The organism is Xanthomonas sp. NCPPB 1826, assembly GCF_056725285.1.
Genome location: NZ_CM161521.1, coordinates 2,742,485 through 2,767,981 on the forward strand (window position 1 = coordinate 2,742,485; position 25,497 = coordinate 2,767,981).

The following is a 25,497-nucleotide window of genomic DNA, read 5'->3' on the forward strand; positions in this document are numbered from 1 at the left end:
GCCGCCACCGACCCAAGCCGCTGCCTCAAGCGGTGCAGCCTACCTTGCAAGGCCCGCCATTCGGCCACGCATGTTCAGGTCTACCGCCGCGGCGCTAACTGCTGACGGCCACTTGCTGCAACAATCGGGGATTGGGCGTACGCGTCCATCCCCCGCTGCGCGCACGCCAGTGTCGCTCAGGAACAGACATACCGACCGCCGGCTATCCGGCGCCTTTCCGACCAGCTGCTGATCACGATGTCTCCAGAATCTGAAATTCGGTCCATGCACAACACCCTGATCCTGTTCGGCGCCACCGGCGATCTCGCCCAGCGCTATCTCTTCCCGTCCCTGCTGCGATTGTTCGTCGATGGCCTGCTGCCGGAGGATTTCCGTATCCGCGCGCTGGCGTTGTCGCCGCACGACACCGAGGCATTCCGCGAGGTCCTGCGCCCGCGCCTGGCCGCCGCGCTGCCGATCGCCACGCCCGAGCAGATCGAAACGCTGCTGCAGCGGGTCGACTATCGCTCGGTGGATCTGCGCGATGCCGAGTCGGTGGCCAATGCCGTACGCGAGCTGGCCAGCCGCCAGTGCGTGAGCTACCTGGCGATTCCGCCGGGCCTGTACATCAGCACCTGCCAGGGCCTGGCCCTGGGCGGTGCGCTGGCCGCGCCGCACCGGCTGATGCTGGAAAAGCCGATCGGCCACGACTCGGACAGCGCCCGCGAGATCCTGCAGTCGATCGGCGCGCTGATCGACGAAGACCGGGTGTTCCGCCTGGACCATTACCTGGGCAAGGCGGCAGTGCAGAACCTGATCGCCCTGCGCTTCGGCAATACGTTGCTGGAAGCGGTGTGGAACCGCACCTACATCGAGTCGGTGCAGATCCTGGTGGCCGAAAGCGAAGGCGTGGACGGGCGCGACGCCTACTACGCACGCTCCGGCGCGCTGCGCGACATGGTGCAGAGTCACATCCTGCAGTTGTTGTGCCTGGTGGCGATGGAGCCGCCGGCCTCGCTGGAAGCCGACCGCATCCGCGACGAGAAGGTCAAGGTGCTGCGAGCGCTGCGCCCGATGACCGCCGAGCATGCCGCCCACGACAGCGTGCGTGGCCGCTACACCGCCGGCAGCATCAACGGCCAGCCGGCGCAGGCCTATCACCCGCCGGAAGGCAGCGACGTGGAAACCTTCGTCGCGGTGACCGCGCATATCGACAACTGGCGCTGGGCCGGGGTGCCGTTCCACCTGTGCACCGGCAAGCGTCTGGCCGAGCGTTCCACCCGTATCGTGGTCACGCTCAAGCCGGTGACGCATTGGCTGTTCGAGCGCCCGGACCGGCAGAACGCGGTGCCCAACCGCCTGACCTTCCAGCTGCAGCCGCAGGAAAACATCGAGCTTGGCCTGATGAGCAGCCTGGCCGGCCCGGAATGGGGCGCGATCGAACTGCAGCCGCTGGAACTGGAACTGTCGGTACCGACCGGCCTGCACCGCCGCATCGCCTACGAGCGCCTGTTCGTGGATGCCTTCAACGGCAACCCGGCACTGTTCGTGCGCGACGACGAGGTCAAGGCCGCCTGGTCGTGGATCGACAGCGTCAGCGATGCGTGGAAAGACGCGCAGTTGCCGCTGCAGCCCTACCCGGCCGGCAGCTGGGGCCCCGATGCCGCGGCGCCCTTCCTGCCCCCGGCCACCGACGCACAGGGACACACCGCATGACCGCTCCTTCCAAGCCGGTGCTGGTTGCCGATATCGGCGGAACCAATGCGCGCTTCGCGCTGGCCGATGTCGACGCCTCGGTGCCGCTGCTGGATGACACCTCGCGCGAGTTTGCGGTGGTCGATTTCGGCTCGCTCGGCGAAGCCGCGCGCTATTACCTCGACCAGATCGGCGTGCAGGCGACCCAGGGCGTGTTCGCCGTGGCCGGCCGCGTGGACGGCGACGAGGCGCGCATCACCAACCATCCGTGGGTGATCTCGCGCTCGCGCACCGCGGCGATGCTGGGCTTCAGCACCCTGCACCTGATCAACGACTTCGCCGCGCAGGCCATGGCGATCAGCCTGCTGCGCCCGCAGGACGTGGTGCAGGTCGGCGGCGCCAGCTGGCGGCCGGCGCCGATCGATCAGCCGCGCAACTACGGCGTGATCGGCCCGGGCACCGGGCTGGGCGTGGGTGGGCTGATCATCCGCAATGGGCGTTGCTTCCCGCTGGAAACCGAAGGCGGCCATGTCAGCTTCCCGCCCGGCACGCCGGAGGAGATCCGCATCCTGGAGATCCTTTCCGAGCAGTTCGGCCGGGTCTCCAACGAGCGTCTGATCTGCGGCCCAGGCCTGGTCAACATCCATCGCGCGCTCAGCGAGATCGCCGGGGTCGACCCGGGCCCGCTACAGCCCAAGGACATCACCGCGCGTGCGGCGGCGGGCGACCCGCGCTCGTCGCGCACCATCGATCTGTTCTGCGCCATCTTCGGCGCGATCGCCGGCGACATGGTGTTGATGCAAGGCGCCTGGGACGGCGTGTTCCTCACCGGCGGGCTGGTGCCCAAGGTGCTGGATTCGCTGCAGCATTCCGGCTTCCGTCAGCGCTTCGAACACAAGGGACGCTTCTCCGCGATCATGTCGCGAGTGCCGTCGCTGGCGGTCATGCATCCGCATGCCGGCCTGCTCGGCGCCGCCGCCTATGCGGTGGATGCGCAGCGTCAGCATCCAGGGGAGCAGCGATGAACCTGCAGGACAATCCGCGCATCACACTGGTGCGCTACGAAGACCCGGCCGAATGGACCGAGGCGGTGGCCAGCGAGATGGCCGACCTGCTGGAACAGGAGATTTCGCGACGCGGCCAGGCACGCATGCTGCTGTCCGGCGGCACCACCCCGGCGCCCGTGTACGAATCGCTCGCTCACCGTCCGCTGGACTGGTCGCGGGTGGAAGTGGGTCTGGTCGATGAGCGTTGGCTCTCGCCGCAGGATCAGGACAGCAACGCCTGGCTGGTCAATCACAGCTTTCTGACTCATGCACCGGCGGCGACCTTCATCCCGCTGGTGCGCCCGGGCAAGCAGTTACCCGAGTGCGTGCACACCGCGAACCTGCAGGCCAGGCACGCCGAGCCTGCGTGCCTGGCGGTGCTGGGCATGGGCGGCGACGGACACACCGCCTCGCTGTTTCCGGGCTCGACCGACCTGAGCAAGGCGCTGTCCAGCCCGCAACCGTATGCGTCGCTGGATGCCACCGGCTGCCCCGGCTCGAATCAGTGGCCGCTGCGGATCACGCTGACACCGGCCGGGTTGGCCGCCATCCCGACACGCCTGCTGCTGTTGCGCGGCAAGCAGAAGCTGGACGTGCTGCAGGCTGCATTGGCCGGTGACGATGTCAGCGAGTATCCGATCCGCGTGGCGCTGCAGCCGCCGGGCCCGAAATTGCGGGTTCATTGGTGTGCCTAGGTGCGAGTCCCTCGCAACAACCGATGTTGTGCGAGTCCTTCGCAAGAGCCGATGTTGTGCGAGTCCCTCGCAAAAGCCCGCACATCCATGTGCGGGTATCTACGAAAAGAACAGCGTGATTACCTTCCCCGTTTCTCATAGCCGGTAGCCAATGAGCCTGCATCCGAACATCCAAGCTGTCACCGACCGTATCCGCAAGCGCAGCGCGCCGTCGCGCGCGGCGTATCTGGCCGGTCTCGATGCCGCCCTGCGCGAGGGTCCGTTCCGTAGCCGTTTGAGCTGCGGCAACCTGGCGCATGGTTTCGCCGCGTCCGAGCCGACCGACAAGTCGCGTCTGCGCGGTGCGGCCACACCCAACCTGGGCATCATCACCGCCTACAACGACATGCTGTCGGCACATCAGCCGTTCGAGCATTACCCGCAGCTGATCCGCGACACCGCGCGTACGCTCGGTGCCACCGCGCAGGTCGCCGGCGGCGTGCCGGCGATGTGCGACGGCGTGACCCAGGGCCGCGCCGGCATGGAGCTGTCGCTGTTCTCGCGCGACAACATCGCCCAGGCCGCAGCGATCGGCCTGAGCCACGACATGTTCGACAGCGTGGTGTATCTGGGCGTGTGCGACAAGATCGTGCCGGGCCTGCTGATCGGCGCGCTGGCGTTCGGGCATTTGCCGGCGCTGTTCATGCCGGCCGGACCGATGACGCCCGGCATTCCGAACAAGCAGAAGGCCGAAGTGCGCGAGCGTTACGCCGCCGGCGAAGCCACCCGCGCCGAACTGCTGGAAGCCGAGTCGTCCTCGTATCACTCGCCCGGCACCTGCACCTTCTACGGCACCGCCAACTCCAACCAGGTGTTGCTCGAGGCGATGGGCGTGCAGCTGCCCGGTGCCTCGTTCGTCAACCCGGAGCTGCAGTTGCGCGATGCGCTGACCCGTGAGGGCACCGCGCGTGCGCTGGCAATTTCTGCGCTGGGCCAGGACTTCCGTCCGTTCGGTCGCCTGATCGACGAGCGTGCCATCGTCAATGCCGTGGTCGCGCTGATGGCCACCGGTGGTTCGACCAATCACACCATCCACTGGATTGCGGTGGCGCGTGCGGCCGGCATCGTGCTGACCTGGGACGACATGGATCTGATCTCGCAGACCGTGCCGCTGCTGACCCGCATCTACCCCAACGGCGAAGCCGACGTGAACCGCTTCCAGGCCGCGGGCGGCACTGCCTTCGTGTTCCGCGAGCTGATGGACGCCGGGCTGATGCACGACGACCTGCCCACCGTGGTCGAAGGCGGCATGCGCGCCTACGCCAACGAGCCGCGCCTGCAGGACGGCAAGGTCGTATACGTGCCCGGCACTGCGACCACCGCCGACGACAGCGTGGCGCGGCCGGTCAGCGCCGCATTCGAATCGCAGGGCGGCCTGCGCCTGCTGCGCGGCAACCTGGGCCGCTCGCTGATCAAGTTGTCGGCAGTCAAGCCGCAGCACCGCACGATCGAAGCGCCGGCAGTGGTGATCGATACGCCGCAGGTGCTCAACAAGCTGCACGCCGCCGGCGTGCTGCCGCACGATTTCGTGGTGGTGCTGCGTTACCAGGGCCCGCGTGCCAACGGCATGCCGGAACTGCATTCGATGGCGCCGTTGCTGGGCCTGTTGCAGAACCAGGGCCGGCGCGTGGCCTTGGTCACCGACGGCCGTCTGTCCGGTGCGTCGGGCAAGTTCCCGGCGGCGATCCATATGACGCCCGAAGCCGCACGCGGCGGGCCGATCGGGCGTGTGCGCGAAGGCGACATCGTGCGCCTGGACGGTGAAGCCGGCACGCTGGAAGTGCTGGTCTCGGCCGAAGAGTGGGCATCGCGCGAGGTCGCACCCAACACCTCGGTGGCGGGCAACGACTTGGGGCGCAACCTGTTCGCCATCAACCGCCAGGTGGTTGGCCCGGCCGACCAGGGCGCCATCTCGATTTCCTGCGGCCCGACCCGTCCGGACGGCGCGCTGTGGAGCTACGACGCCGAGTACGAACTCGGTGCCGATGCAGCGGCCGCCGCCGCACCGCACGAGTCCAAGGACGCCTGATTCCCCTTCCCTCTGCGCGACCGCCTCGCGGTCGCCGTCTAACGGAGTTGCAATGACGATTGCCCAGACCCAGAACACCGCCGAACAGCTGCTGCGTGACGCCGGCATCCTGCCGGTGGTCACCGTGGACACGCTGGACCAGGCGCGCCGCGTGGCCGATGCGCTGCTCGAAGGCGGCCTGCCCGCGATCGAACTGACCCTGCGCACCCCGGTCGCGATCGAAGCGCTGGCCATGCTCAAGCGTGAGCTGCCCAACATCGTGATCGGCGCCGGCACCGTGCTGAGCGAGTTGCAACTGCGTCAGTCGGTGGATGCCGGTGCCGACTTCCTGGTCACCCCGGGCACGCCGGCGCCGCTGGCGCGCCTGCTTGCCGATGCGCCGATCCCCGCCGTGCCCGGCGCAGCCACGCCGACCGAGCTGCTGACCCTGATGGGCCTGGGCTTCCGCGTGTGCAAGCTGTTCCCGGCCACCGCCGTGGGTGGTTTGCAGATGCTCAAGGGCCTGGCCGGCCCGCTGTCCGAACTCAAGCTCTGCCCCACCGGCGGCATCAGCGAGGCCAACGCGGCCGAGTTCCTGTCGCAGCCGAACGTGCTGTGCATCGGCGGCTCGTGGATGGTGCCCAAGGACTGGCTGGCGCAGGGCCAGTGGGACAAGGTCAAGGAGAGCTCGGCCAAGGCGGCGGCGATCGTGCGGCAGGTGCGTGGGGGCTGATTCTCTTCCCAGCGTATCCAGCGGCTTGGAACCCAGGTTGCCGGGAAAGCTGGATAGCTGAGGACAGCTGATCAGTTGGCGCTTTGGTTTTGAATGAGGAAAGCCCGATTTGCTGGCGCTTTGATTTTGGTTGAGGAAAGGCTGCTGGCAGGCGACTTGTTTCATGCGTGCGAGCGGCCCGCGGGCGCCGGGGCAGGACACGCCGTGAACCTATCCATGGGGGGCTCTTACACGCGCCTTGTCGTGTAAGGTCCCGCCCCGGCGCCCGCGGACCACTCTCGAATGTTCCTGTGTTGCCGGAACGGAGAGCAACAATTGCCGCAGGGCATGCTCGACCTAGGTTTCGATCGTTGCCTCGGCTATTGGGGCAGAGGCCTCTTCGCCTCCTTCTTGAAGGCGGCGGATTGAGAGCGATGGAAACCGTGCACTTCTGAGTAGTTGGCATCTGGGCGGTTTGTCTGAGAGCTACGAAGTCGAAGGTCCAGAAGACGTGCGGCGACCTTGGCGGATGATTGGCTCGCGCCAAAATCGACCACTGAATTGGCAGCCTTTTTTCGTCGCTCAACGTCACGGAAACGACTCGCCGAGGCGGCAGCGTGGCCGGGGATTGGCGGAGAGCGGCACAGGGATGTGCCGCGGCGGCGAGTCAGACAGGATGTCTGACCGAGCCGAGGAGCCAGTCCGCGGGCGCGCTGTCGCCCTCACCGAAGCCAGTGACTGACGGGCGGGTGGTACGCGGAGAAACCCGTACCCTCACCCCAACCCCTCGCTCCGCGCCCCGGCCCACGCTTGCGGCGCGGGCGCTCCAAGGCACGCGCGCCCTTGGCGCGCAAGCCGTGCCTCCTCGCCCCGACCGGAGAGGGGCTTTGCGCCTTGTCACTCAGGGCCTCAGCGCGCTGGTGAATGCCTTACGCCGGGAAAACTTCAGCAGGGTTGGCGGCTCACGATTCCAGCGCAACGCTTGTCGGCGGCGTCTTCGGCACGCCGCGCGCACGTCGTACCAGCGCGGCTGCGCCGTTGCTCATGTCATCGAGAATTGCGTAGATCGTCGGCAGGAACAGCAGACTCACCACCGTCGAGAACGCCAGTCCGCCGGCGATCGCGCGGGCCATCGGGAAGTACGGCGGGCCGTCGCTGAACATCGTGGTGCTGGTCAGCGAGATCGGCACCATCGCCAGGATGGCGGTGCCCATCGTCATCATGATCGGCCGCAAGCGCTCGCGTGAGCCTTCGATCAAGGCTTGGGTGCGGCCCATGCCGCGGCGGCGCAGGTTGTTGATGTGCTCGATCATCACGATGCCGTTGTTCACCACCACGCCCATCAACACCAGGATACCGATGAAGGACATGATCCCGAACGAGGTGCCGGTGATCCAGAACAGCCAGAACACCCCGAAGATCGAAAACACCACGCCGCTCATGATCGCCGCAGGAAACAGCAGCGATTCGAACACCGCCGCCATCACCACGTAGATCATCACCAGCGCGATCACCAGGTTGAACACCATCTGGCCCATCGCTTCGCCGTCGTCCTGGTAATCGCCGCCGTCGAAGGTATAGCTGTAGCCGGCGGGGAAATTCATCGCCTTGAGCGGCTTTTCCATTGCCGCGCGTGCTTCCGGCACGGTGACCTTGCTGGCCAGATTGGCCTTGATGGTCAGCGTGGTCTGGCGATTGGTGCGGCCGATCTGGGTGGCGGCCGGGCGAATCTGCACATCGACCAGACTGAGCAACGGCACGCTGCGGCCATCCTTGGTACGCACCGTGAAGCTGGCCAAGTCTTCCGGCTTGCTCTGTTCGGCGCCGGCAAAGCGCACCCACACCGGCACCTCGTTGTCGCCGCGGCGGAACTCGCGCAACGGCGTGCCACGCAACGCCAGACCGACGAAACTTGCCACCTGCTCGGCACTGAACCCGAAGGCCGCCGCACGCTCGCGATCGACCCGGATCGCCAACTCGCTGGTGCGGTCGCCAGTGTCCACATGCACGTCGCGCAATTCCTTGCGCTGCGCCAGCAGCGGGATCACATCGTCGGCCAGGGCCTGCAAGGCCTGGGTCGAATCGCCGACCAACTGCACCTGCACGCCTTGATTGCCGCTGCCGCCATCGCCTTGGTTGCCGATGCTGTAGTCCGCACGCGCCGAGCGCGGCAAGGCCTTGCGGATCTGTTCCAGCAACGCCGGCAGCTCCTTGACCTTGCCTGCGTCGAAAGTCACGGTGGTGCTGCCGCCTTCCGCTTCGCTGAACCACGAATAGATCTGGGTGATGTGGTACTTGTCGCGATTGGCTTGCAGGTAACGCTCGACCCGCCCCACTTCCTCCCCCATCTGCTCATGCGTGTACGAGCCTTTCCACTGATACTGGATGAAAGCCTCGTTGCCGCCATCGCCGCCGAACATGTCGACCTTGGTCAACTTCATCGGCACCAGGCTGATCGCACTGACCAACACGATGCCGGCCACGCTCCAGCCGCGATGGGCCAGCGTCCATGCCAGCACCTTGGCATAACGGCGCTGCAGCCGCGCGATCACGCCGCGCTCGGAGCTCACCATCGGCGGCGTCTTCATGCGCGCCGACAACATCGGAATCAGGCTGATCGCCACCAGCCACGAGGCCAGCAGCGACACCGAAATGGTGATCGCGATCTGCGCCATGAAGATGCTGATGTTGTTGGTCTCGCCGAACAGGTTTGGTACGAACACAATGCAATGGCACAAGGTGCCGGCGCTGAGCGCGATCGCCACGCTGCGCGTGCCGAGCAGGGCCGCCAGCTGCGGTTGACCGGGCATGCGCTCGCGTTCCTGGTAGATGCTTTCCACCACCACCACCGCGTTGTCGACCAGCATGCCGACCGCCAGCAGCAGGCCCATCATGGTCAGGATGTTGAGCGTGACGCCGACGAAGTACATGAAGCCCAGCGTGATCGCAAAGCAGATCGGAATCGCCAGCGTCACCATCAGCGTCGATGGCCAGTGGCGCAGGAAGAAGAACAGCACCGTGATCGATAACAACAGGCCCACCGCGCCGGCTTCTGCCAGTTCCGCCAGCGACGAGGTCACCGCCTTGCCCTGGTTGTCGATCACCTTGATCTGCACATCGCGCATCGCAGGTTCGGCGCGGATGTCCTCGACCTCCTTCAACGCCGCCTTGGACACATCCACCAGGTTGGCGCTGCGCTCCTTGTAGATGTCCAGCCCGATCGCCGGGCGCCCATCCAGGCGGCGGCCGTAATTCATCCGCGTCGGCTTCAGCCGCACCTGCGCGATATCGGCCAACCGCAGCCCCTTGGCATTGAGCACCAAGTCGCGCAGTTCCTGCAGGTCGCGCAATTCGCCGATCGGCTGTACCCGAATGCGCTGGCCGTTGTCGTCGATCTGGCCTGCCGACACCGAAAAATTGAGCTTGCCCAGTCGCTCGCTCAAATCATTGAGGCTGAGGTCGTGCGCGGTGAGCCGATCCGGCGCGATGGCAATCTCCACTTCGTTCGGCGGTGCGCCGGAGATCTCCACCTTGGCCACGCCGGGAATCCGTTCGATGCGCCGCTTGAACTCACGGTCGAGCATGTCGTACGCGCCGGTCAGATCGGTCTGGCTGGCCAGGCGTACCTTCAGCACCGGTTCGTCGCTGCTGGACCATTTGTAGATGTGGAAGCGCTGCAGATCTTCCGGAAAATCGTCGCGGATGGCATCCAGCCGCTCGCGCGCATCCGATGCGGCGATGGCGATGTCGCGGTCCCAATCGGAAAACTCGATGAAGATGTTGGCGCCATCGGCGGTGGCGGTCGAGCGCATGCGCTTGATGCCGGTCATCGTCGCCAGCGCCTCTTCGGCCGGCCGCACCAGGTTGCGTTCCACCTCGTCCGGGGTGGAGCCGGTGTACGGCAGTTGCACGAACAGGAACGGTGCGGAAATGTCCGGCAGCGCTTCCAGCGGCAGCCGGAACGCGGCAATCAGCCCCACCACCACCAGCGAGACGAAGCACATGATGGTGGTGACCGGCCGACGGATGCTGAAGGCGGCAACGCTCATAGCGCCTCCAGCCCGTCGGAGTTACCGGTCGCCTGCGCACGTTGGCCGGCCGTGCGCCGGCCACGCTCCAGGTAGTATGCATCGGCGCGACGGTCCAGCAGGTCGTACACCACCGGGATCACCAGCAGGGTCAGCAGCGTGGACACCAGCAACCCACCGATCACGGTGATCGCCATCGGCGCGCGCACCTCGGCGCCCTCGCCCATCGCCACCGCCAACGGCAGGAAGCCGAACAAGGTGCACAGCGTGGTCATCACGATCGGCCGCAAGCGCGAACGCGCACCTTCGATCAAGGCCTCGCGCTTGGGCACGCCTTCCTCGCGCAGTTGGTTGACCTTGTCGATCAGGATGATCGCGTTCTTGGTCACCAGCCCCACCAGCAGGATCAAGCCGATGAACACCACCACCGACACCGGCTTGCCGGTCATCAGCAAGGCCAGCACCGCGCCGACCATCGCCAGCGGAATGGTGAACAGGATGACGAACGGATGCAGCAGCGATTCGAACTGCGAGGCCATCACCAGATAGACCAGAAAGATCGCCAGACCGAAGGCAAACAACAGCGACTTCACCGATTGCGCGAGTTCCTCGCCCTGCCCGCCGATATGCATGCCCACGCCGGCGGCCAGCGGATCGTTGCGCACCATCGACTCGACCTCGCGCACCGCGCCGCCCAGATCCATGTCATGCAGGCTGGCCGAGACGATCGCCACGCGGGTCTGATCGGCGCGATGGATCTCGCTCGGCCCGGTCGTTGCCACCACCTCGGCCACCGCCGCCAGACGCACCGGCCGGCTGCTGCCCGGGTTGACGATCAGCTGCCGGATCGCATCCACACTGGCGCGGTCGCTGTGTTGCGCACGCACCAGCACATCGATCTTGCGATCGCGAAAGCTGTAGCGCGTGGCCACATCGCCGCGCACCTTCTTGACGATCACATCGGCGATCTGGCGGGTGGTCAGGCCCAACGCAGCGGCGCGTTCCTGATCGAAACGGATCTGGATTTCCGGGAAGCCCTCTTCCACCGTCGACTTGACGTCGGCGTAATGGCCATTGGCCCGCAGCATCGCCGCCAGCTTCTGCCCGGCACGTTCCAGCTCGCCCAGATCCTGCCCGCGCAGCTCCACTTCCAGCGGCGTGGAAAAACTGAACAATGCTGGCCGTGCAAAATCCACCTGCGCTCCCGGATGGTCCACCATGCTGCTGCGTAGTCGCCTGGTGGCCGCCGCTTCCACTTCCGGGCTGCCGCCGCCGGCCATCACCACGGTGAGCTTGCCGATGTTCTCGCCGCTCTCGGTGGGGTTGGCATCCAGCCGCGTACCGCTGCCGCTCACCCCATACAACGAGGCGATGCCCGGGTCCTTGTCGTGCGCCAGCTGCAACTCGCGCACTAGGGCGTCGGTCTGCGCCAGCGGCGTGCCGGAAGGCAGCTTCACCGTCATTTCGAAGCGGTCCTGCGCCAGCTGCGGAATCAAATCTGCACCCAGCATCGGCACCAGCAACACGGTGCCGATAAATGCGGCGGCCGCCAGTCCCAGCACCAGGCCGGGCCGCCGCAATGCCGCCGGTAGCATCGCCAGATAACCACGCTCGGCGCGGCCATACGGCGCCATCGCCAAGCCGCTGGCCTTGCGCATCACCGGCGACACCACCCGTGCGATGCCGCGCCACAGCTTGACCACCGCCCACGCCACCGCGAAGAACGCGTAGCGCACGCTCGCGCCGGCCCCGCGCCGACCGGCAGCCACCGGCTTGAGCCAGCGCTGCTGCGGCTGCCACTGCGGATGGCTGGGCTCGTCCGGGAATGCCATCGGCGGCGCGCCCTTGAGCGAACTCAGCATCGGGATCAGCGTCATCGACACCACCAACGAGATCGCGATCGCGATCGCCACGGTCAGCGCCTGGTCGCGGAACAACTGCCCGGCGATGCCCTCGACGAACACCAGCGGCAGGAACACCGCGATCGTGGTCAACGTGGATGCCATCACCGCCATGCTGACTTCGCGGGTGCCGGCGATTGCCGCATCCAGCACGCTTAGGCCACGCTCGCGCGCCTTGGCGATGCTTTCCAGCACCACAATCGAATCGTCCACCACCAGCCCGGTGGCCAGTGCCAGCCCGCCCAGCGACATCACGTTGAGGCTCAGGCCCAACTGGCCCATGAAGAAGAACGTGGTGATGATCGACACCGGCAACGACAGGCTGATCACGAAGGTGCTCCAGCCATCGCGCAGGAACAGGAAGATGATCAGGATCGCCAGCACGCCGCCGATCACCGCATCCTTCTTGACGTCGCTGATCGCGTGCTCGATGAAGTGCGACTGGTCCTCGATGGTGGTGATCTCCACATCGCCGGGCACGGTCGCCTTCAACTGCTCCAGCCGCTTGCGCAGCGCCGCGGCGGTGGACACGGTATTGGCATCGCCTTCCTTGTAGATCGCCAGCTCCACCGCTTCCTTGCCGCCCAGGCGGATGATCGCCTCGCGTTCCTTGTAGCCCTGGCGCACCTCGGCCACATCCTTCAATCGCACCGGCATGCCGCCGGCGATGGTGCTGCTGGACGCCGACGAGGTGCTCTGCACCTCGGCCGCCGCCGCCAATGCCGCCTGCGACCCGGTGGACGCGGCAATCGCATACATCTGCTGCATCGCCGCTTCCGCGGCGCTGCCGCTGCTGCTTTGCGTGGTCACCAGCATGTTGCGGATCTCGTCCAGATCCACGAACTGGTTGACCGTGCGCACCAGATACCGCTGCGAGCCTTCTTCCAGCCGGCCGCCGGAGATATTGACGTTCTCCTCCTTGAGCCGGGTGATCACGTTGTCGATCGGCAGGTTGAGCTGCGCCAGTTTCTGCTGATCGATATCGACCTGGATCTCGTCTTCCAGCCCGCCGCCGACCTTGACCGCGGCCACGCCGGCCACCGGTTCAAGTTTCTTTTTCAGATCTTCATCGGCGTAGCGACGCAGCCCGGTGAGCTGGCGGATCGCGTCGTTGTCGGAGGCCGGCGCCTGTTTGGGCGACAGCGCCAGCCGCATGATCGGCTCAGTGGATGGATTGAAGCGCAGCAGCACCGGCGGCTTGGTTTCCAGCGGCAGCGACAGGGCCTCCATCTTGTCGCGCACTTCCAGGCTGGCCTGGTCCATGTTGGTGCCCCAGGCGAACTCCAGCACCACGTCGCTCTGCCCGGTGCGCGAGATCGACTTGAGCTTGCGCAGGTTCTTGACCACGCCGACCGCTTCTTCCACCGGCTCGGTCACCAGCGTTTCGATTTCCGCTGGCGCCGCGCCAGTGTATTCGGTGCGCACGGTCAGCGTGGGGTAGCTCAGGTCCGGCAACAGGTTGACCTTGAGACTGCGCAACGCGATCAGCCCGAACAGCAGCATGGTCACGGTGATCATCGCGATGGTCACCCGCCGCCGCGTGGCGAAGGCCACCAGACCGCCGCCGCCAGGCAAGGGGACATGCGGGTCGTGCACGGGTGCGTGCGGGTTGCCGTGATCGCTCATGAGCGTTTCCCGTCGCTGCCGGCTGCCGGTGCCGCCGCCGCAACCGGCTTGCGGTCGGGCTGGCCGATGACCTGCACCGCAGTGCCATCGCGCAGCGCCACCTTGCCGGCGGTCACCACCTGGTCACCTTCCTTCAGCCCTTGCCGCACTTCCAGCCACGGACCTTCGGCATAACCGAGTTTCACCGGCACCCGGCTGGCCTTGCCATTACGCACCACGAACACCGCCGGCTCGCCATCGTCCAGCAGCGCCAGGCGCGGAATCACCAACGCGTCCTTGCGCTGGTCGTAGTCGATGCGGATGCGCCCGAACATGCCCGGCTGCAACGCTTCGGCGCCCTGGCCGAACGCACAGATCACCCGGAAGGTGCCGCTGCCCGAATCCACCACCGGCGCAATGCGGTCGACCTTGCCGATGAACTGCTGACCGGGCAAGGCATCGGCCAGCAAGGTCACCGGCTGGCCGGATTTGAGCGTGGCGAGTTCGCGCTCGGGCACGTTGAGCGTGGCTTCCAGCTGCGAATCGTCGACGATGCGGAAGATCGGCGTATTGATCTGCACGAAGTTGCCGGTCTTGATCGAGCGCGAGGCGATCACCCCGGAAATCGGCGCCTGCACCGTGGTGTAGGACAGCTCCAGCGATGCCAGGCGATGCTGCGCGCGGCTGTTTTCGACATCGAACTTGAGCTGGTCGACATCGGCGGCACTGACCAGCTGCTGCCCCACCAACTGGGTGGCACGGCGGTAACTGTTCTCCAGTTTGCGCAGCTGCGCTTCGCTTTGCGCCACCGCCAGATGCGCACGGTCCGGATCCAGGCGAACCAGGGCCTGACCCGCGGACACCTTCTGGCCCTCTTCCACCATCACCGCCAATGCCACGCCGGAGGTCTTGGCCACCACCTGCGCTTCGGCACGCGGCTCCAGGGCGGCGGTGCCGGTATAGCTGGCCGCCACCGCACGGCGTGCGGCCTTGGCAATTTCCACCGGTACCGCATCGACGGTTTTCTTCTCCTCGGCGGCCTTGGCCTCGCCATCTCCCGCCTTGCAGCCGCCCAGCAACAGGCTCGTGGTGATCAACAATGCAGCGGCGCAGGTTCCGCTGCGGCCGGGCAGGAAGGAGAGTGGCGACATCGTCGTGTCCTAGTGGATGCGTGAACAGGTGTTGTAGGCAAGTAGACCACCCGAACGATCATGTCGCCAATGCGCCAAAGGTCATGGTCTGTTCAAGTTCGCGTATTCACCCCGTTTGCGCGGCGCCAAATCGCAGGCATACTCGGACCGGTTCCGCCACGCCCCCACGTGCGGACGTTCAATCAGTCTTCCGGATACGAAACCATGCGCCCGCAGCCGCTCGCCGCTTGTCTCGCTCTGGTCGTCTTCCTGCCGTTTGGGGGCGCATCAGCGACACCGTCAGTCACGCCAGCCGCACCCGCCACGCCTGCGCCCGCCGCGGCAGTGGCCACACCCGCAGCGCCCACCGGCAATCCGTCCAACGGCCGCTTGCTGGCCTATACCTGCCAGGGCTGCCACGGCGTCACCGGCTACAAGAACGCCTACCCCAGTTATCGCGTGCCCAAGATCGGCGGCCAGTCCAGCCAGTATCTGACCCAGGCGCTGACCGAGTACCGCCAGGGCAAACGCAAGCATCCCACCATGCAAGCGCAGGCGCAGAGCTTTTCCGAGCAGGACATCGCCGATATCTCCGCCTACCTGTCCACCCTCAAATAAGCGCCCACATGCCGAACGCCCTGCACGCTCCGCGTCTAGCCATCGCCCTGGTCGCTGCCCTGATGTTGGCGGCCTGCTCCCAATCCCAGGTCGAGTCCACCGATCATTCTGCAGGCGATGCCGGCCACGCCAGCGGCGAACATGGCTCCGGCTCGTCTGCCGGCCTGCCGGCCGGGCGCGCCGACGCCGGCGACAAACTGGCGCACGCGAAAGGCAAGGCCACCGGCCAGAGCTGCATCGATTGCCATGGCGCCGACGGCAACGCCCCTATCGACCCCAGCTATCCCAAGCTCGGCGGCCAGTACGGCGATTATCTTGCGCACGCCTTGCAGGCCTACCGCAGCGGCGATCGCCAGCACCCGTTGATGACGGCGCAGGCCACTGCACTGAGCGATCAGGACATTGCCGACCTGGCCGCCTACTTCGGCGCACGGCAGACGCAACTGCGCGACCTGCACGGCGTCAACTGAGTTGCAGACGCACAGCGTGCCCGCGCACGCTGCGTCTCATGCGAAATGAAAAAGCACTTGCGCGAACATTAACAGGCCGCTATCATTTCGTTCTCAGTTTCGTGGGGCCATAGCTCAGCTGGGAGAGCGCCTGCATGGCATGCAGGAGGTCGGCGGTTCGATCCCGCCTGGCTCCACCACTCCTGGCTTAGGCCGTCAGGGTGACAACTCAGGTTTTGATACGCGTCCCCATCGTCTAGAGGCCTAGGACACCACCCTTTCACGGTGGACACCGGGGTTCGAATCCCCGTGGGGACGCCAATCATCTGAAAGCCCCGGCACTGCCGGGGCTTTTTTTGCGTGTTTTTCAGCATCGATTGCGTGCGCGGTTATCTGCACGCGGTGCTCGTGGTGTGGCGTGTCATCTGTCGATATCGATGATGCAACAGCTCCGCATCAACGTAGTGCGTCCTGGAGCTTTGCACCTCACCTGCTGCAGCTGCCGGCACGGTTACGCGTATGCCGGTGCAAGCAAACGCGGGATGTTGCGATGCGGATCGAATGTTGTGCGCAGACTGTTGCATATGACCGACGTGCAAAAGCTGCCACGGCCACTGCATCGCCACACCTTACGCAACCAGACACTCGTGCATGCAGACGACATCTAGGTCGATCAGTTTGCGACGTGGGCACTTATCAAGCGCTCGCAAAGGCACGCGCCACATTGGTCCCCGCCACTGGCGAATCCGTCGCGCAAACTTTTTTGCGCACACCACTTCCCAAGTGCCATCGATGTCGCTATGATTGCCGGCTCGCAGCATCGTGGGGCCATAGCTCAGCTGGGAGAGCGCCTGCATGGCATGCAGGAGGTCGGCGGTTCGATCCCGCCTGGCTCCACCAAATTCCCGACATAGGCCGTCTGGAATCTACAACAAGGTTTTGATACGCGTCCCCATCGTCTAGAGGCCTAGGACACCACCCTTTCACGGTGGACACCGGGGTTCGAATCCCCGTGGGGACGCCAATCATCTGAAAGCCTCGGCACTGCCGGGGCTTTTTTTTGCCTGGAATTCAGGGCGCCCTGCTCCACCGCATGCAGTCGGTGGCGGCACGATACGCGCGCATCGCGCCACTGCATCCAAACACGCGCGGATCGACTGTGGAACGCGCTCACTCGACGGCACACTTAACTTGCTTGCGAGTCGAACAAATCCGCACAACGACGGATCAGGTCTGGCCAACATCCAGCGCCTTGCGGCCTTCGTGAGTGAGATCGATGTCTCCGTCTTCGGCCTGTGTTGCATAGCCGGCACGCACTGCCCAGTTGGCCTCTTCGTCGGCAACCGGCGTGGTGCCATGGATGTCGCGCAAGATGCGCAGTTGCTGCGAAGAATCGAAATCCATGGGAAGCCACCTGCTTGAAAAGAGCTTTCCAAGGTACGCATCGCGCGTGATGGTTGCGTGCCTGCAGGCGCCTGGCGTCAATGCACGCTCATCTCGCCGGAATTTTCAGCGACCACGCATCATCGATGCGCGGTAATTGAACACGCCGCCATACGGCGAAGAAAGATGACGATGCCGCACCAACTGCTGCACCACGTCGACGACAAATCGCTCTGTTTCTGACCGCAATGCTGCTCGGCGCGACGGGGGCAACAGCCGCCAACATTCGCAGGTTCCGACGATTATCGAGCGCACAAAAGAAAAGCCCCTCTGACCGTCGCCAGAAGGGCTTTGCTCGTACCGCTACATCCTGGTGCCGAAGGTGGGACTCGAACCCACACGCTTTTAAGGGCGGCGGATTTTGAATCCGCTGCGTCTACCGATTCCGCCACTTCGGCGTGGCCGCGCAGTATAGCGACTTGCGCATGAAACGAACAGTGTCAGAACGCGCCTGACGAATTCAGGTGCAAGCAGTGGCGCCAGCGCTGCATTGGAGCAGTGTCGATATACTGGCCGACTTAGGTGAAGGAGTAAGCAATGTCGGTGTTGCGTGGAGTTCGGGTGCTGGTGGTCGAGAACGACCAGATGAATGCCATGCTGCTCGATCTGCAGCTCGTCCAGGCTGGCGCGGTCGTGCTGGGTCCGGTTGGGGAAGTTGCGCAAGCGCTGACCCTGATCCAGGCCGATGCGCCGGAGATCGCAGTGCTCGACTACCGTCTTGGCAATGGCGAGACCAGTGAGCCGGTCGCGCGGCTGTTGTCGGAGCTCGGGATTCCGTTCGTGCTGGCGACCGGTGTTGCCAGTGGCACCATCCCCAGCGGCTTCGAGCGCGGCGTGATCCTGACCAAGCCCTATTTGTCAGACGAACTGATCAGCGCGCTGTCCAGGGCACGGCAGCTGAGCGGCGCCGCCAGCTGAGCAACAGCACAAGCGGGTGCGTCGCCCGCATGTATGCGCGGCCAGTCTTCAACGCTCTTCACCGTCAGCCACACCTGCAGACCGCCCGCCCGCCGCGCTTAACGTAGACCCCTCGCGCGGTCGCGCCGGCTGCCACATCCCCTCGATCACGGCCCGCTTGCCACTAGAATCGTGCATCCAGGCATGATGGGCAGGTCACCAATGGATATCGCCGTGTCGCCGTTTGCCGGTCTGTTGCCGGAGACGTGCGAGACAGCCGGGCTGTTGCTGGCGTCGTCCGCATGGGCCGCTGACCCGCTGCTGCGCGACAGCCCAGCGCTGCGCACGACGCTTTCGCTGTGCCTGCATGCACAGGTGCCGATGCTGCTGGTCTGGGGCGAGCAGTCACGCTGCATCTACAACGATGCCTGCATCGCGCTGTTGGGCGAACGCCACCCGGCAGCATTCGGCCAGCCATTGGGGGAACTTGCAGACAGCGTTGAAGCCAACCACAGCGATGCCGATGCGCGTGCAGCTTTGATGCTATCGGCGTGGTCCTGCAGCCCGGTGCTGCAGGCCGGCAAACCTCTGGGCATGCTGTATGTCGCCGGCACGCCCGCCCCTGCTGCAGGGCCGCCCCGTCGCGAGTCCGCGCCCGCAGCGGTGTCGCCTTCGCTCGACCAGTCGCCGGCCTTCATGGCGGTGCTGCGTGGACCCGGCTACATCATCGAAAGCGCGAACCAACGTTTCCACGAGCTGGTCGGCCAGCGTCCGTTGATTGGCCGCCCCTTGCTCGAGGCGATGCCCGAAGTTGCTGACCAGGGCTATCTTGAGCTGCTCGATGAGGTTCGACGCAGCGGCCGTCCCTTCATCGGCGAGTCAATGTCCGCCTATCTGCAGCGCACGCCCGGCAATGCGCTCGATCAGACCTTCGTGGATTTCCTGTATCAGCCGATGCGCGAGCGCGACGGCCGCATTGACGCGATCCTGGTGCACGGATTCGATGTCACCCAGCAACGCAGCATGGCAAGTCGCGACAGTTTCCTGCTGATGCTCGAAGACGCGCTGCAAAACGTTTCCGATCCGCGTCAGATCATCGATACAAGCGTGCGCTTGCTGGGCGAGCATCTGCAGGTCAATCGCTGCGCGTTCGGCCTGGCAGCGGCCGACGGCAGAACCATGCACGTGATCAGCGACCATGTGCAGGACATGCCTAGCCTGCAGGGCGATTTTCCGCTGGAAGTGGCGCAGGGCCTGCGCGACGCCTTGCTGGAAAACCGCCCCTGGTTCACCACCGATGCGATGGCGCCCGGTGCGCCGGACTATGTGGCGCAGCAGTACCGACGCTCCGGCCTGCGCGCATCGCTGGCGATTCCGCTGCACAAACACGGGCGTCTGGTCGCGGCCATCGGCGTGCATCAGCGCGCACCGCGGCGCTGGCTGTCCACCGAGATCGAGCTGGTCCGCCTGGTTGCGGCGCGCTGTTGGGAATCCATGCAACGCGCCAAGGCGCAGCAGCAACTGGCCGCCAACGAGGCGCGGCTGCGCCGACTGGCCGACACGCTGCCACAGATCATCTTCATTGCCGACCCGGAGGGCGAGCCGCATTACTTCAACCGGCGCTGGTACGAATACACCGGACTGGATCCTGCCGACCACCAGACTACCGCGTGGCATCAGGCACACACCGCCGATGGCCTGCAGCTGTCCGCGCAGGCCTGGGTGTTGGCCATCGAGGGCGAGCGCGCCTACGAGATGGAGTGCGAGCTGCAACGCCACGATGGCCAGCGGCGCTGGCACCTGGCGCGTGCCCTGCCCGTGCGCGGGGACGACGGCAGCATCAGCGAGTGGATCGGCACCTACACCGATATTCATGACCGCCGTGCGTTCGAGCAACAGCTGCGCGAAAGCGAAGTGCGCTTCCGCGCTTTGTGCGAAACGGTGCCGGCCATGATCTGGATGGCCGATGCGCAGGGCGACTGCGTGTACTGGAATCCGCGCTGGTATCACTTCACCGGGCAGGCCGAAGACCAGGCCATGGATCAGGGCTGGTGGGATGTGATGCATCCGGACGATGCCGAACGCGTGCGCCACGCATTCGGCCAAGCCTTGGAGCAGCGAGGCGAGTTCCTGGCCGAGTACCGCGTGCGTCGTCACGACGGGCAATACCGTTGGTGCATCGATACCGCGTCGCCGCACTTCGCCAGCGACGGACGCTTTCTCGGCCATATCGGCTCGCTGACCGATATCTCCGAACGCAAGCTGATCGAGGATGAAACCGCCTCCGATCGCGCCATCCTGAGCCTGATCACCACCGGCGCACCGCTGCCGGTGGTGCTGGACGCCATCGCAGCGAGCGTGGAAGCGCGTGGCGACATTGCGCTGTATTGCGCAGTGATGGTGCTGGATGACGTACGCAAGACGCTGAGCTTCGGCTCGGCGCCACATTTTCCGGTCGAGTACCGCGGGCATTTCGAAGCCTCGCCGATCGGACCGAACGGGCCGCCGTGCGCGCGCTCGGCCTATCTCGGGCAGCAGGTGATCTGCGAGGACATCCAGGCCGACCCCAGCTTCAGCGACCACCACGCGATTTCGGCGGCGCTGGGCATCGTTGCCTGCTGCGTGACGCCCATCCTGGATAGCAATGGGCAGGTGCTGGGCACGCTCAACATCTACTACGACCGCGTCCACCTGCCCTCGCTGCGTGAACAGGCGATGGCGCGCTCTGCATCGCATCTGGCCGGCATCGTCATCGAGCGCACGCGCGTGGATGCCAAGCTCAAGCAATCGCTGCAGGCCGAGACCGTCGCACGCAGCCAGGCCGAGCATGCCAGCCGGGTCAAGGACGAGTTCCTGGCCACGCTCAGCCACGAATTGCGCACGCCGCTCAATGCCATCCTGGGCTGGTCGCGGCTGATGCAGTCGGAGGTGTTCGAGCCGGCCAATCTGGGCAAGGGGCTGATCATCATCGAACGCAGTGCGCGTGCGCAGACGCAGATCATCGACGACCTGCTCGACATGAGCGCGATCCTGTCCGGCAAAATCCGCCTGCAGGCAGAGCACTTCGATATCGCAGGACTGATGCGCAGCACGGTGGAGTTGATGCAACCCTCTGCACTGGCGCGCGACATCGCACTGGAACTGGATGCACCCGGCGAAGCCGAGTTGTGGTTCTTCGGCGATGCCGGGCGGCTGCAGCAGGTGCTGTCCAACCTGCTCAGCAATGCGCTCAAGTTCACCTCACCCGGCGGAACGGTGCGGGTGGCGCTGGACATCGAGGACGACCGGCTGCGACTGTGCGTGCAGGACACCGGCATCGGGATTGCGGCCGAGTTCCTGCCGCATGTGTTCGACCGCTTTCGCCAGGCCGATGCCGGCACCACGCGGCGCGTGGGCGGGCTGGGGCTGGGCTTGTCGATCTCGCGCCAGTTGGTCGATCTGCACGGCGGCAGCCTGGGTGCCTCCAGTGCCGGCGAAGGCAAGGGGTCGACCTTCACCATCGTGTTGCCGTTCCAGCACGGGGTCAGCGATCTGCGTCCCGCGTCGGCCGGGTCGCTGCAGGTCGGTCCGCTGCCGAGTGATTGTCTCGGGCGCCTGGATGGCGTGCGCCTGCTGCTGGTCGACGACGACCAGGATTCGCGCGAGGCGGTAGTGCAGTTCCTGATGCTTGCCGGCGCGCAGGTGCAGGCGGCCGGCTCGGTGGAAGCGGCCGAACAATGCCTGGCAGAGACTCCCTTCGACGTGCTGGTCAGCGATATCGCCATGCCGGTGCGCGACGGCTACGACTTGATCCGCACCGTGCGCTCCGGCCGCGCCGACCTGCCGCGGCACATCCCCGCGATCGCCCTCACCGCCTATGTACGCGAAGAAGACCGCGACCGCGCAGTAGTCGCCGGATTCGATGCTCATATGGGCAAGCCGGTGGAACCACCCGGCCTGGTCGACCTGATCGAACGCCTGATCTTGCCGACACGCGCGGTACGCAGCGAGGCGTGAGATCGCCTGGAACGCAATAAAACAGCGTGGTCAACCGACTGCTGTTTGCAACAAACTCACCGACCATCCCGACAGGTCCTTGCCCGCCCACCGTCGCGGGACCTTACGCGGCATGGATGCCGCGTAAGAGCCTACAAGGACGTACTTGCGGCGTGTCCTGCGATGGTGGGCGGGCAAGGGCCCTGCACCAAGGCCTCAGATCAGCCGCCTTTCGAACAATTTCTCTGCACATGGCATCGCGATGGCCGGAGAGCAAGATCCCCGCAGCGGCATTGCAGATCAACCGCTCCAATAGCGATCCAATCGCAGCAGCGGACCCGCCGCCTCGCGAGCGGGTCTATCTACACTGCCCAGCCACGCCAGGGCAGCCGCCGGGCACGCTGGCTCAGCCGCGCTTGGCGCGTGCGAATGCCGCGGCTAGCGCGTTGTCGGCCGGCGGCGCAGTGGTACGCGGCTTGCTGTTGCCCTGCGCCGGGCCACGCCCACCGCCACCATCGCGCCGGCCCTGCCCCGTGCCGCCATTGCCGCGCTGATCGCGCGACTGGGCTGCGGCATCGGCCGGCGGTGGCGTATCGGACAGACGGCAGGTCAGTGCGATGCGTTTGCGCGCCACGTCCACTTCCAGCACCTTGACCTTGACGATGTCGCCGGCCTTGACCACATCGCGCGGATCCTTGACGAAGGTGTCCGACAACGCGGAGATGTGCACCAGGCCATCCTGATGCACGCCGATATCGACGAACGCACCGAATGCGGCCACGTTGCTGACCACGCCTTCGAGCACCATGCCCGGCTTGAGGTGCTTGATGTCCTCGATGCCTTCGGCGAACTGTGCCGCCTTGAACTCGGGGCGCGGATCGCGGCCGGGTTTTTCCAGCTCCTTGAGGATGTCGCGCACGGTCGGTACACCGAACTGCTCGTCGGTGAACAGCTCCGGCTTGAGTCCACGCAGGAAGCTGCCATCGCCCAGCAAGGCCTTGATCGGCTTGCCGGTGCTGCCGACGATGCGCTCGACCACCGGATAGGCTTCCGGATGCACCGCCGACACATCCAGCGGCTCGTCGCCATCGGCGATGCGCAGGAAACCGGCGCATTGTTCGAAGGTCTTGTCGCCCAGACGCGGCACCTTGAGCAGGTCCTTGCGGCGCTTGAACGGCCCATTGTCGTCGCGATGGCGCACGATGTTTTCCGCCACCGTGCTCGACAGCCCGGATACGCGCGACAGCAGCGCCGCCGACGCGGTATTGACGTACACACCGACCGCATTGACGCAGTCTTCCACGCGCGCCTCCAGCGCCTTGGCCAACCGATACTGGTCCACGTCGTGCTGGTACTGGCCCACGCCGATCGCCTTGGGCTCGATCTTGACCAGCTCGGCCAGCGGATCCTGCAGGCGCCGCGCAATCGACACCGCACCGCGCAGCGACACGTCCAGATTGGGGAACTCCTTGGCAGCAAACTCGGACGCCGAATACACCGACGCACCGGCTTCGCTGACCACGATCTTCTGCAGCTTGCTCGCCCCGCACAGCGCGATCGCCTCACCGGCGAGCTTGTCGGTCTCGCGGCTGGCGGTGCCATTGCCTATCGCAATCAGCTCCACGTTGTGCTGCATGCACAGCTTCTTGATCGTCTGCAGCGACTGCTCCCATTGCCGCTTGGGCTCATGCGGGTAGATCGTCTCGGTGGCCACCAGCTTGCCGGTGGCATCGACCACGGCGATCTTGCAGCCGGTGCGGATACCGGGGTCGAGCCCCAGCACCACGCGCGGGCCGGCCGGTGCGGCCAGCATCAGGTCCTTGAGGTTGTCGCCGAACACGGCGATCGCCTCGGCCTCGGCCTTTTCGCGCGCCTGGTTGAACAGGTCCAGCAGCAGATGCATGTGCAGCTTGGCGCGCCAGGTCAGCCGGCAGGCATCCAGCAACCAGCGATCGGCCGGACGGTTCTGGTTGGAGATGCCGGCATTGCGCGCCACACGGCCCTCGGCGTACTGATGGCCGGCCTCGGCATCGTTGCCCGGCTCCAGATCCAGGTACAGGAACTCCTCGCGGCGCGCACGAAACAGCGCCAGCAAGCGGTGCGAGGGAATCTTGGACAGCGATTCGGCATGATCGAAGTAATCGCGGTACTTGGCACCGGCCTCTTCCTTGCCCTCGGCAACGCGCGCGCGAATCACGCCGTTGTCGTTCAACCAGCTGCGCAGCTCGCCCACCAGGGCGGCATCTTCGCCCCAGCGCTCCATCAGGATGGCGCGTGCGCCCTCCAGCGCTGCCTTGATATCGGCCACGCCCTTCTCTGCATCGATGTACGCCGCAGCAGCGACTTCCGGCGCCTGGTTCGGGTCGGCCAGCAGGCCATCGGCCAGCGGCTCCAGACCGGCTTCGCGCGCAATCTGCGCACGCGTGCGGCGCTTGGGCTTGTAAGGCAGGTACAGGTCTTCCAGCCGCGACTTGCTGTCGGCCGCCACGATCTCGGCGCGCAATTCGTCGCTGAGTTTGCCCTGCTCGCCGATGCTGGACAGGATCGCCGCGCGGCGCTCTTCCAGCTCGCGCAGATAGGTCAGGCGCGTTTCCAGATTGCGCAGTTGGGTGTCGTCCAGCCCGCCGGTGACTTCCTTGCGGTAGCGCGCAATGAACGGAACGCTGGCGCCTTCGTCGAGAAGGGCGATGGCGGCGCGCGCCTGGGCGGGTTGGGCACCGATCTCGTCGGCGATGGTGCGAGCGATCTGCTGGGCAAGCTGGCTGTCGTGCATGGCGGCGCGGCCGGAGCCGCTTCACTGAAAAAAGCATTTTCGCAGTGCTGGCCCGCCGCGGGAACCCGTTGACAGGATCGCCATAACCCTATGCCGGCGCGTCCTTTGACGGCTGACGAGCGCTAGCGGGCGATCGTCAGGTGGTTACAGAGGGTGCGAAAGAGCTGAAGTACCGTTGTGATACCTGCAGCAGTGGCACTTGGCGCCCACTGACAGTGAGCGCAATCGTCCGTTTGGCTGCGCTTAGCTGGCGCGACCTGCGTAATGCGTAGCCGCGCGCTCGACCAGAATGCTTTCGTGCAGCGATTCCAGCGCCATCACGCGGATCTTGCCGACGTCCTTCAACGGCACCATGCGCTCGACATAGATCTCCGGGCCGGCGTCGGTCATCGCGCGCGACTTGCTGAACCCATAAGGCACAACTCCCTTGTCGCCATCTTTGCTGCCACCGACGTACAGAACGATCGACATGCCCACACCCTCTTTTAACAACTGTGACTACGT

General features: G+C 65.6%; 14 protein-coding genes, 5 tRNA genes and 2 pseudogenes. 14 read left to right on the top strand and 7 right to left on the bottom strand.

Going from position 1 to position 25,497, the window contains the following annotated elements; all coding sequences use genetic code 11:
* The first annotated feature begins 264 nt into the window (after nucleotides 1–264).
* The 5 genes from zwf (at nucleotide 265) to AC1PLA_RS11580 (ending at nucleotide 6,195) form a co-directional block, all read left to right on the top strand.
* Nucleotides 265–1,695: a glucose-6-phosphate dehydrogenase gene (zwf, locus tag AC1PLA_RS11560; protein WP_016902596.1), complete on the top strand. Its 1,431-nt coding sequence runs from the start codon at nucleotides 265–267 to the stop codon at nucleotides 1,693–1,695.
* Entirely contained in the window at nucleotides 1,692–2,699 is a 1,008-nt protein-coding gene (gene glk / locus AC1PLA_RS11565; protein ID WP_016902597.1) for a glucokinase, read from the top strand. The genes zwf and glk overlap by 4 nt, the downstream gene beginning before the upstream one ends.
* A complete protein-coding gene (gene pgl, locus AC1PLA_RS11570) occupies nucleotides 2,696–3,415 on the top strand; it encodes a 6-phosphogluconolactonase (RefSeq protein ID WP_102254232.1) in 720 nt (239 codons plus the stop codon). The genes glk and pgl overlap by 4 nt, the downstream gene beginning before the upstream one ends.
* A gap of 151 nt (nucleotides 3,416–3,566) precedes the next feature.
* Entirely contained in the window at nucleotides 3,567–5,483 is a 1,917-nt protein-coding gene (edd, locus tag AC1PLA_RS11575; protein WP_024938694.1) for a phosphogluconate dehydratase, read from the top strand.
* A 52-nt stretch (nucleotides 5,484–5,535) separates the two neighbouring features.
* Nucleotides 5,536–6,195, top strand: coding sequence for a bifunctional 4-hydroxy-2-oxoglutarate aldolase/2-dehydro-3-deoxy-phosphogluconate aldolase (locus AC1PLA_RS11580; protein WP_481104569.1), 660 nt, complete (start codon nucleotides 5,536–5,538; stop codon nucleotides 6,193–6,195).
* Between the two features lie 941 nt (nucleotides 6,196–7,136).
* Here AC1PLA_RS11580 and AC1PLA_RS11585 read toward each other — a convergent pair.
* The 3 genes from AC1PLA_RS11585 to AC1PLA_RS11595 are packed head-to-tail and all read right to left on the bottom strand — an operon-like array spanning nucleotide 7,137 to nucleotide 14,859.
* Nucleotides 7,137–10,223, bottom strand: coding sequence for an efflux RND transporter permease subunit (locus tag AC1PLA_RS11585; RefSeq protein WP_481104570.1), 3,087 nt, complete (start codon nucleotides 10,221–10,223; stop codon nucleotides 7,137–7,139).
* Nucleotides 10,220–13,729 carry an efflux RND transporter permease subunit gene (locus AC1PLA_RS11590; RefSeq protein ID WP_481104571.1) on the bottom strand — a complete coding sequence of 1,170 codons (3,510 nt, stop codon included), beginning with the start codon at nucleotides 13,727–13,729 and terminating at the stop codon, nucleotides 10,220–10,222. Before AC1PLA_RS11590 ends, AC1PLA_RS11585 begins: the two co-directional genes overlap by 4 nt.
* Nucleotides 13,726–14,859, bottom strand: coding sequence for an efflux RND transporter periplasmic adaptor subunit (locus tag AC1PLA_RS11595; RefSeq protein ID WP_039529911.1), 1,134 nt, complete (start codon nucleotides 14,857–14,859; stop codon nucleotides 13,726–13,728). Before AC1PLA_RS11595 ends, AC1PLA_RS11590 begins: the two co-directional genes overlap by 4 nt.
* A 204-nt stretch (nucleotides 14,860–15,063) precedes the next feature.
* Between AC1PLA_RS11595 and AC1PLA_RS11600 the strand changes: the two genes are divergently transcribed.
* The 6 genes from AC1PLA_RS11600 to AC1PLA_RS11625 all read left to right on the top strand — a co-directional run bounded on the left by AC1PLA_RS11600 (nucleotide 15,064) and on the right by AC1PLA_RS11625 (nucleotide 16,929).
* Nucleotides 15,064–15,456 (top strand): c-type cytochrome, encoded by a 393-nt coding sequence (locus AC1PLA_RS11600; protein WP_046342823.1) that lies wholly within the window; start codon nucleotides 15,064–15,066, stop codon nucleotides 15,454–15,456.
* An 8-nt stretch (nucleotides 15,457–15,464) separates the two neighbouring features.
* A complete protein-coding gene (locus AC1PLA_RS11605) occupies nucleotides 15,465–15,926 on the top strand; it encodes a c-type cytochrome (RefSeq protein WP_026064881.1) in 462 nt (153 codons plus the stop codon).
* A gap of 103 nt (nucleotides 15,927–16,029) precedes the next feature.
* A tRNA-Ala gene (locus tag AC1PLA_RS11610) sits at nucleotides 16,030–16,105 on the top strand.
* Between the two features lie 45 nt (nucleotides 16,106–16,150).
* Nucleotides 16,151–16,226, top strand: a tRNA-Glu gene (locus tag AC1PLA_RS11615).
* Nucleotides 16,227–16,729: 503 nt separating this feature from the next.
* Nucleotides 16,730–16,805, top strand: a tRNA-Ala gene (locus tag AC1PLA_RS11620).
* Between the two features lie 48 nt (nucleotides 16,806–16,853).
* Nucleotides 16,854–16,929: transfer RNA gene (locus tag AC1PLA_RS11625), tRNA-Glu, on the top strand.
* A 203-nt stretch (nucleotides 16,930–17,132) separates the two neighbouring features.
* Here AC1PLA_RS11625 and AC1PLA_RS11630 read toward each other — a convergent pair.
* Nucleotides 17,133–17,309 carry a hypothetical protein gene (locus AC1PLA_RS11630; protein ID WP_481104572.1) on the bottom strand — a complete coding sequence of 59 codons (177 nt, stop codon included), beginning with the start codon at nucleotides 17,307–17,309 and terminating at the stop codon, nucleotides 17,133–17,135.
* A gap of 350 nt (nucleotides 17,310–17,659) precedes the next feature.
* A tRNA-Leu gene (locus AC1PLA_RS11635) sits at nucleotides 17,660–17,746 on the bottom strand.
* Between the two features lie 139 nt (nucleotides 17,747–17,885).
* Between AC1PLA_RS11635 and AC1PLA_RS11640 the strand changes: the two genes are divergently transcribed.
* The 3 genes and pseudogenes from AC1PLA_RS11640 to AC1PLA_RS11650 form a co-directional block, all read left to right on the top strand.
* Entirely contained in the window at nucleotides 17,886–18,266 is a 381-nt protein-coding gene (locus tag AC1PLA_RS11640) for a response regulator (protein WP_026064880.1), read from the top strand.
* 675 nt (nucleotides 18,267–18,941) lie between these two features.
* A pseudogene (locus AC1PLA_RS11645) lies at nucleotides 18,942–19,205 on the top strand (hybrid sensor histidine kinase/response regulator); the annotation flags it as partial.
* 54 nt (nucleotides 19,206–19,259) lie between these two features.
* Nucleotides 19,260–22,241: pseudogene (locus tag AC1PLA_RS11650) on the top strand (PAS domain S-box protein); the annotation flags it as partial.
* A 385-nt stretch (nucleotides 22,242–22,626) separates the two neighbouring features.
* Here the strand turns inward: AC1PLA_RS11650 and AC1PLA_RS11655 are convergent.
* Together AC1PLA_RS11655 and AC1PLA_RS11660 are read right to left on the bottom strand one after the other, a co-directional pair.
* Nucleotides 22,627–24,993: a Tex family protein gene (locus tag AC1PLA_RS11655; RefSeq protein WP_047125291.1), complete on the bottom strand. Its 2,367-nt coding sequence runs from the start codon at nucleotides 24,991–24,993 to the stop codon at nucleotides 22,627–22,629.
* A gap of 243 nt (nucleotides 24,994–25,236) precedes the next feature.
* A complete protein-coding gene (locus AC1PLA_RS11660; protein ID WP_016904406.1) occupies nucleotides 25,237–25,464 on the bottom strand; it encodes a hypothetical protein in 228 nt (75 codons plus the stop codon).
* Between the last annotated feature and the right edge of the window lie 33 nt (nucleotides 25,465–25,497).

Coding starts and splice junctions, on each gene's coding strand:
- zwf (WP_016902596.1), top strand. CDS start 265: ATGCACAACACCCTGATCCTGTTCGGCGCCACCGGCGATCTCGCCCAG.
- glk (WP_016902597.1), top strand. CDS start 1,692: ATGACCGCTCCTTCCAAGCCGGTGCTGGTTGCCGATATCGGCGGAACC.
- pgl (WP_102254232.1), top strand. CDS start 2,696: ATGAACCTGCAGGACAATCCGCGCATCACACTGGTGCGCTACGAAGAC.
- edd (WP_024938694.1), top strand. CDS start 3,567: ATGAGCCTGCATCCGAACATCCAAGCTGTCACCGACCGTATCCGCAAG.
- AC1PLA_RS11580 (WP_481104569.1), top strand. CDS start 5,536: ATGACGATTGCCCAGACCCAGAACACCGCCGAACAGCTGCTGCGTGAC.
- AC1PLA_RS11585 (WP_481104570.1), bottom strand. CDS start 10,223: ATGAGCGTTGCCGCCTTCAGCATCCGTCGGCCGGTCACCACCATCATG.
- AC1PLA_RS11590 (WP_481104571.1), bottom strand. CDS start 13,729: ATGAGCGATCACGGCAACCCGCACGCACCCGTGCACGACCCGCATGTC.
- AC1PLA_RS11595 (WP_039529911.1), bottom strand. CDS start 14,859: ATGTCGCCACTCTCCTTCCTGCCCGGCCGCAGCGGAACCTGCGCCGCT.
- AC1PLA_RS11600 (WP_046342823.1), top strand. CDS start 15,064: ATGCGCCCGCAGCCGCTCGCCGCTTGTCTCGCTCTGGTCGTCTTCCTG.
- AC1PLA_RS11605 (WP_026064881.1), top strand. CDS start 15,465: ATGCCGAACGCCCTGCACGCTCCGCGTCTAGCCATCGCCCTGGTCGCT.
- AC1PLA_RS11630 (WP_481104572.1), bottom strand. CDS start 17,309: ATGGATTTCGATTCTTCGCAGCAACTGCGCATCTTGCGCGACATCCAT.
- AC1PLA_RS11640 (WP_026064880.1), top strand. CDS start 17,886: ATGTCGGTGTTGCGTGGAGTTCGGGTGCTGGTGGTCGAGAACGACCAG.
- AC1PLA_RS11655 (WP_047125291.1), bottom strand. CDS start 24,993: ATGCACGACAGCCAGCTTGCCCAGCAGATCGCTCGCACCATCGCCGAC.
- AC1PLA_RS11660 (WP_016904406.1), bottom strand. CDS start 25,464: ATGTCGATCGTTCTGTACGTCGGTGGCAGCAAAGATGGCGACAAGGGA.